Origin of the sequence: Pantoea sp. Fr-CA_6 (assembly GCF_024520895.1) — a bacterium.
Taxonomy (GTDB): Bacteria; Pseudomonadota; Gammaproteobacteria; order Enterobacterales; family Enterobacteriaceae; genus Pantoea; species Pantoea agglomerans.
Map to the genome: position 1 here is coordinate 1 of NZ_JALNPO010000045.1, position 323 is coordinate 323.

General features: G+C 65.6%; 1 protein-coding gene. It reads left to right on the plus strand.

Features of this window, described 5'->3' with window-relative positions; all coding sequences use genetic code 11:
- A partial coding sequence (locus tag NR201_RS22545; protein WP_256850190.1) for an Ig-like domain-containing protein occupies positions 1–323 on the plus strand: 323 nt, incomplete at both ends.

Here is a 323-nt window from a genome sequence, read left to right on the forward strand (position 1 = left end):
GGCGTGGACGCCAAAGACGTCGTGGTGGAAGCCACCGACGAGGCGGGCAACAGCAACAGCGTTGTGATCGACGGCCCCGGCGACAGCACGCCGCCGGATAACCAGACCTCAGGCCTGGTCATCGACAGCATCATCCTGACCGACGACGTCGGTGCGATCACCGGCGAGATTGCCAGCGGCTCGGTCACCGACGACGCACGACCAACCTTCTCCGGCGACGCAACCGCCGACATCGATCACGTCAATATCTATGACAACGGCGAGCTCGTCGGCAGCGCAGCGGTGGACGCGGACGGCAAGTGGAGCTGGACGCCGGAGCAGGA